This is a genomic window from Chitinophaga sp. (assembly GCF_036569125.1).
In the GTDB taxonomy this organism is placed as follows: Bacteria; Bacteroidota; Bacteroidia; order Chitinophagales; family Chitinophagaceae; genus Chitinophaga.
Window position 1 is genome coordinate 1 of record NZ_DATCRF010000725.1, and the last position, 5,946, is coordinate 5,946.

Below are 5,946 nucleotides of genomic sequence, written 5' to 3' on the forward strand. Positions count from 1 at the left end.
GTGGAGCGCTTTACGAACTGGTCGGGCGTTACCTCACCCAGCGCGGTTACGCTGATCACAAAACCTTTCTGGGACGAGGAGGTATCCCCGCCTATGAGGTCTACGCCATATTTTTCGCAGGCGGCATATACGCCGTCATAAAATTCATTTAAGGCTTCTACTGAAAAGCGGTTGCTGAAGGCAATGCTCACAGTAATATGGGTAGGGGTGGCGTTCATAGCATATATGTCCGACAGGTTCACCACTACGGATTTGTAGCCCAGGTGTTTCAGCGGGGTATAGGCCAGGTCAAAGTGAATGCCTTCTACCAGCATATCGGTAGAAATAACGGTTTGTTTGCCAAAGTGATCGATCACGGCGGCATCATCGCCCACACCTAATACGGTGCTGGCCTGCTGGATCTCTATGTTACGGGTTAAAAATTCTATCAGGCCAAACTCCCCCAGGGAGCTGATCTCTGTGCGTTCTTCACTCATAAATTTATCTGTTACTATTTGGCGTTTACTGCTTGCAGTAATTGCTCATGTATTTTACCATTGCTGGCAATGATCTTCTTCTGGTGGGGAGAAAAATAGTTTCCCTTAAAGTCGGTTACCTTACCGCCTGCTTCTTCCACAATAATGAATCCGGCAGCGGAATCCCAGGCATTCAGCTTGTGCTCATAAAACCCGTCAAAGCGGCCGGCGGCCACCCAGCAAAGGTCTATGGCGGCAGAGCCCAGGCGGCGTAAGGGCAGCCCTTGTTTAATAAAGCGGCCAAATACGGTTACGGGATCATTATCCTCCTCTTCCCAGGTATAGGGAAAACCGGTTACCAGGCAGGCTTTGGCGAGATCGGTTTTGGCTGATACCTGTATGGGCTTATTGTTCAGGGTAGCGCCCTGTCCTTTTTCTGCAAAGTAAAATTCGTTCATGAAGGGGTTGTATACCGCGCCCATGATCATTTTCCCATCCTGCTCAATACCTATGGATACGCAGCACAGGGGAATGCCGTGCGCAAAGTTCACTGTACCATCCAGGGGATCTATGATCCACTTGATATTGGAGGCGGTGCTTAGCTCCCCGGCTTCCTCACTCAGAATATAGTGGTCCGGGTAGGTTTCGCGGATCACGCTGAAAATAGCGGTTTCTGCTTTTTTGTCGGCCTCTGTTACCAGGTCGTTAGCCGTACTTTTGCTGTCTATTTGAAAAGTGCCGTTGAAATATTCCTGTAATATTTTTGCCCCGGCTTCTGTAGCTTTGAGTAAAGTGGCTTTTAACATGCCGCAAAGGTAGGAATTTACACCTACTCACCACTTATAACTAATTACCGTATTTTTGCATTTCAAATAACGTGAAGGAAAATTAATGGCCATCATCGGTAATCTCATATCCAGGTCACTGCGTATCCGTAAAAAGTTCACAGTTAAGTTAGGGACTCCCCGCCAATACCAGCTTCAGGTACTGCATAGGTTGCTGGAAAAGGCAAAAAATACACAGTTTGGCCGCCATTATAAGTTTCAGGAGATCTTGGATAGCCCGAGCTTTATGGCACAGTACCGGGCCCGCATACCGGTACATAACTACAACAAAATGAATGCGGAGTGGTGGTATAAGGCCCTGGAAGGGGAGGATAATGTGAGCTGGCCGGAAAAAGTGAAATACTTTGCCCTCAGCTCCGGTACTTCCGAATCAGCCAGCAAGCACATACCCGTTACCCGCGACATGCTGCGCACCGTGAAAAAAGTAGGGGTGAAGCAGCTTTACTCCATGGCTAACTTTGATATACCGCCCCGCTCCTTTGAAAAAGGTATCCTGATGCTGGGGGGCACCACCTCCCTGTACGAAAAAGGCGACTATTACGAAGGGGACATGAGCGGTATACAGGCCAAGAACATTCCCCGCTGGTTCCGCCGCTTTTACAAGCCGGGCGGCCGCATCTCCAAAAAGCCCAACTGGGAGCAGCGTATTAAGCTCATTGTGCGCAAAGCGCGGCAGTGGGATGTGGGTACCGTTTGCGGTGTACCTGCCTGGGTGCAGATTGTGCTGGAAGAAATTATTAAGTACCATGGCGTAAAGAATATTCATGAAATATGGCCTAACCTGGCCATTTACATACACGGGGGCGTATCTTTTGAGCCTTACCGCGATAGCTTCCAGAAGCTGCTGGGTAAGCCTATTACGTTTATTGAAACGTACATGGCTTCCGAAGGCTCCTTTGGTTTCCAGGCCCGGCCCGGCACCAAAGGCATTAAGCTGGTGCTGAACGCCGGCATTTTCTTTGAATTTATTCCTTTTAACGAGGAGAATTTTGATGCAGACGGGGAAGTAAAACCCAATCCCAAATCCTACATGATCCACGAAGTGGTAGAGGATGTGGAGTATGCCGTAATGCTGAGCACCTGTGCAGGCGCCTGGCGTTACCTGATAGGGGATGTGGTAAAGTTCACCTCTGTAAAAGAGCATGAGATCGTGATCGTAGGGCGTACCAAACAGTTCCTGAGCCTGTGCGGTGAGCATATGAGCATTGATAACATGAACAAGGCTATTGATATGGTGCAAAAGAAGCTGGGCATTACGGTAAAGGAATTTACCATTGTGGGCTTCCCGTATCAGAACCTGTTTGCACACCGCTGGTATATAGGTACGGACGATGTGAATGTTGACAGCAACAAGGTGCGCGAGATCATTGACCAAACGCTGAGCGAGGTAAATGATGACTACGCCGTGGAAAGAACCGCTGCCTTAAAAGAGATCTTTGTAGAGATACTGCCCAACGAGGTGTTCATTGATTACCTGCGCTGCAAGGGCAAAGAAGGGGCCATGAATAAATTTCCAAGAGTGCTGAAGGGAGAGAAAGCAAAGGATTGGCAAAACTTTTTGGAAACAAAAGCAGTAGCTAACGGAAAGTAAACTTATTATAATGGGGCCTGCTCACCTGGGCTTCATTTAACATTTTAAAAAAGATGGGTAACTTTAGCGATTCAGTTACCCTTTTTTTATTACATGATAGCAGCAATCGTAGCAGGATTAGGACTGGGCGTTTTTCTATCATTATCGGTGGGGCCGGTAATATTTGCCATTATTAAGTACAGCATCAACAATGGGTTTAAGGCGGGCATCAGCTTTGTGCTGGGCGTAAGCTTCAGCGATATATTGTTTGTGCTGATAGGCAACCTGGGCACCGCTTTTATTGAAGGCCTGGAAGATTATAAGCGCACTATCGGCGTAGTAGGCGGTATTATGCTGGTGGGCATGGGATTGTACGGGCTGTTCTTCAAAAAAATAAGGATCAGCACCGGGGAGGAAAAACCGGAAATGTTCCGCACGCATGATTACCTGAAGATCTGGCTGGCGGGTTTCCTGATGAATACCCTGAACCCCGGCGTGATCATTTTCTGGTTAGGCGTATGTGTGGCTAACAGCGCTACTACGGTAAGCCACCGGCTGATCATGTTCACCCTGTGTTTGGTGTTTGTACTGTCTACCGATATTTTTAAGGTATTTGTAAGTAATAAGATCCGTCATAAGCTTACCCTGAACAATGTAGTATGGCTGAATAGAATAGCCGGCGCCAGCATGGTGCTGTTTGGCGTGGTGCTGTTGTATAAGGTGCTGTTTGATGTAGGGGCATTGGGGCATTGATGAATGTGCAGGTGTGCAAATATGCAGATGTGCAAATGGATTGAAAGATGTTATAAAATGGAAAGGTGCAAATGAGTGATCATTTGCACCTTTTTTATTTGAAGCATACCCTTACGTGGTATACCTGTTTTAATCATCTGCACATCTGCATATTTGCACACCTGCACATTAGCGTATGGTCCAGGTTTCATTACCGGCCAGCAGCTTATCCAGGTCGCCGGGGCCTCTTTTGGCAATAGCGTCTTCGATCTGGCGGGACATCCCTTCTTCATAAGTAGGGCGGCTGGTTTGGTAAAACACGCCGAAGGGGCGGGGCAGGTGGCCTTCGATCCGGGGATCATCAAAGATGCGGGTTAAAAGCTGTGCCTTATAAAAATCCTTTTCGTCGTGGATCCACAGGTCGCTGGCGCTGTATTGCTCACCCAGGGTTACTACCACGGGTTTTAAACCATCCAGGCGGATGCCTTTATCTTTCTGCGCGCCAAAGATCAGGGGCTGGCCCTGTTCCAGCATCACGGTTTCTGTGGGGCGGGTACCTTTTTCTGTAAATATTTCAAAAGCGCCATCATTAAAGATGTTACAGTTCTGGTATATTTCCAGGAAGGAGGCGCCTTTATGGGCATGGCTGCGTTTCAGCATTTCCTGCAGGTGTTTGGGATCACGGTCCATGCTGCGGGCTATAAAAGTAGCATCCGCACCCAGGGCCAGGGCCAGGGGATTGAACGGATGATCTATACTACCCATGGGAGTGGACTTAGTGACCTTGTTCTCCTCGGAAGTAGGGGAGTACTGACCTTTGGTAAGACCGTAGATCTGGTTGTTAAACAACATGATATTCAGGTCAAAGTTGCGGCGCAGCAGGTGAATGGTGTGGTTACCGCCTATGGACAGGCCATCGCCATCACCGGTTACTACCCATATGCTCAGTTCTGGGCGGCTGGCTTTTAAGCCGGAGGCTATTGCCGTGGCACGGCCGTGAATAGAGTGCATGCCGTAAGTGTTCATATAATACGGGAAGCGGGAAGAGCAGCCGATACCGGAAATGATCACTATATTTTCGCGGGGAATATTCAGCCCCGGCATAATGGTTTGTACCTGTTTTAATATGGAGTAGTCTCCGCACCCCGGACACCAGCGTACTTCCTGGTCCGTTGCAAAATCCTTGGCGGTCAGCGCCTGCGGAGCTATAGTTGTTGTTGACATCCGTTTATATATTAAAAGTTTGCAAAGTTAATTAATAATTAATAATGAATAGTTAATAAGTACTGCGGCTGGCAGGGTCCCTGTTAACAGGGAATACTGCATCCCTGAAGCCCCTATTAATTATTCATTCTTAATTATTCATTAAAAGGTCCCAGTATTCTGCCGCACGGCGGGTATGCGGTATTACAATAGTGCCCCCTACTATGTTGGCTACGGCAAAGATCTCATACATTTCTTCTGTTGTGATCCCCTGTTCATGGCATTTACCTAAATGGTATTTGATACAATCGTCGCAACGCAGCACCATAGACGATACAAGGCCCAGCATTTCCTTTACTTTGGTGCTTAGCGCCCCTTCTGCATAGGTATTGGTATCCAGGTTAAACAGGCGGTTAATAACCTTGTTCTGCTTGCCCAGGATCACTTCATTCATCTTAGCCCTGTAGTCGTTAAATTCTTGGATCTGATCTGCCATACGTCTCGTCTTTTTTATTTCACCGCTAAAGCTATGAAAGGATTGGCAAATATAGATATAATCTACTTCATTGGTGGACTACTGGGCGGGAGATAGGGTATAATAAAAGGTTATAGGTTATAACCGGAGATTATCGGGATTTGCAGGTGTGCAGGTGTGCAAATGTGCAGATGGGGAATGTGCCGGGTGGGAAAAGGGTAGGGTTTTATGTAGGGGGGTAGAGTTGCGCAGCAATGTCAGTAGGGAAAAAGGGGTGTTTTAGGAGGGAAGGGTACCAGTTGCACAGCAATCGGACAGGGATGGAGGCCCCCCACCTTTAAGGTGGGGCTGCCGTTACTTAGCGGCGGCTTCCAGGTAATCTTTTACGCCCTGCACGATCTTATCTGCCATCAGCTGGCGGAAAGCGGGGTCTAATACTTTAGCCTCATCGCCCGGAAAGCTCAGGAACAGGGTTTCTATGAGGGCATCCGGAAACTCCGTGGGGTTGTTGAGGATAAAATTGAAATTACCGTTGCAGCCAAAACCTGATAAACCGGTTTCCAACATGCGGTTGTAAATAAAACGGGCCAGCGGCTCGCAAAAAGGGTGTTTGTAATAAGTGGCGGTACCCTTTATATCCACCGGGTTTACGGAAGAGTTGAGGTG

General features: G+C 48.0%; 7 protein-coding genes. 2 read left to right on the forward strand and 5 right to left on the reverse strand.

Annotated features, from left to right (window positions below; translation table 11 throughout):
• On the reverse strand, positions 1-476 hold a 476-nt coding region (locus VIM87_RS26845), incomplete at its 3' end, for a thiamine-phosphate kinase (protein ID WP_331999969.1).
• Between the two features lie 14 nt (positions 477-490).
• On the reverse strand, positions 491-1,261 hold the full coding sequence (locus VIM87_RS26850) for an inositol monophosphatase family protein (RefSeq protein ID WP_331999970.1): 771 nt from the start codon (positions 1,259-1,261) through the stop codon (positions 491-493).
• A gap of 85 nt (positions 1,262-1,346) precedes the next feature.
• On the opposite strand from VIM87_RS26850, the gene VIM87_RS26855 reads away from it, so the two are divergent.
• Both VIM87_RS26855 and VIM87_RS26860 read left to right on the forward strand, forming a co-directional pair.
• Positions 1,347-2,891, forward strand: a complete 1,545-nt coding sequence (locus VIM87_RS26855; protein ID WP_331999971.1) for a GH3 family domain-containing protein — start codon at positions 1,347-1,349, stop codon at positions 2,889-2,891.
• Between the two features lie 93 nt (positions 2,892-2,984).
• A complete protein-coding gene (locus VIM87_RS26860; protein WP_331999972.1) occupies positions 2,985-3,623 on the forward strand; it encodes a LysE family translocator in 639 nt (212 codons plus the stop codon).
• A 168-nt stretch (positions 3,624-3,791) separates the two neighbouring features.
• Here VIM87_RS26860 and VIM87_RS26865 read toward each other — a convergent pair whose 3' ends face one another.
• From VIM87_RS26865 to VIM87_RS26875, 3 genes are all read right to left on the reverse strand, one after another.
• A complete protein-coding gene (locus VIM87_RS26865) occupies positions 3,792-4,826 on the reverse strand; it encodes a 2-oxoacid:ferredoxin oxidoreductase subunit beta (RefSeq protein WP_331999973.1) in 1,035 nt (344 codons plus the stop codon).
• A 130-nt stretch (positions 4,827-4,956) separates the two neighbouring features.
• A complete protein-coding gene (locus tag VIM87_RS26870; protein WP_331999974.1) occupies positions 4,957-5,301 on the reverse strand; it encodes a carboxymuconolactone decarboxylase family protein in 345 nt (114 codons plus the stop codon).
• Positions 5,302-5,634: 333 nt separating this feature from the next.
• On the reverse strand, positions 5,635-5,946 hold a 312-nt coding region (locus tag VIM87_RS26875), incomplete at its 5' end, for an N-acetylmuramoyl-L-alanine amidase family protein (protein ID WP_331999975.1).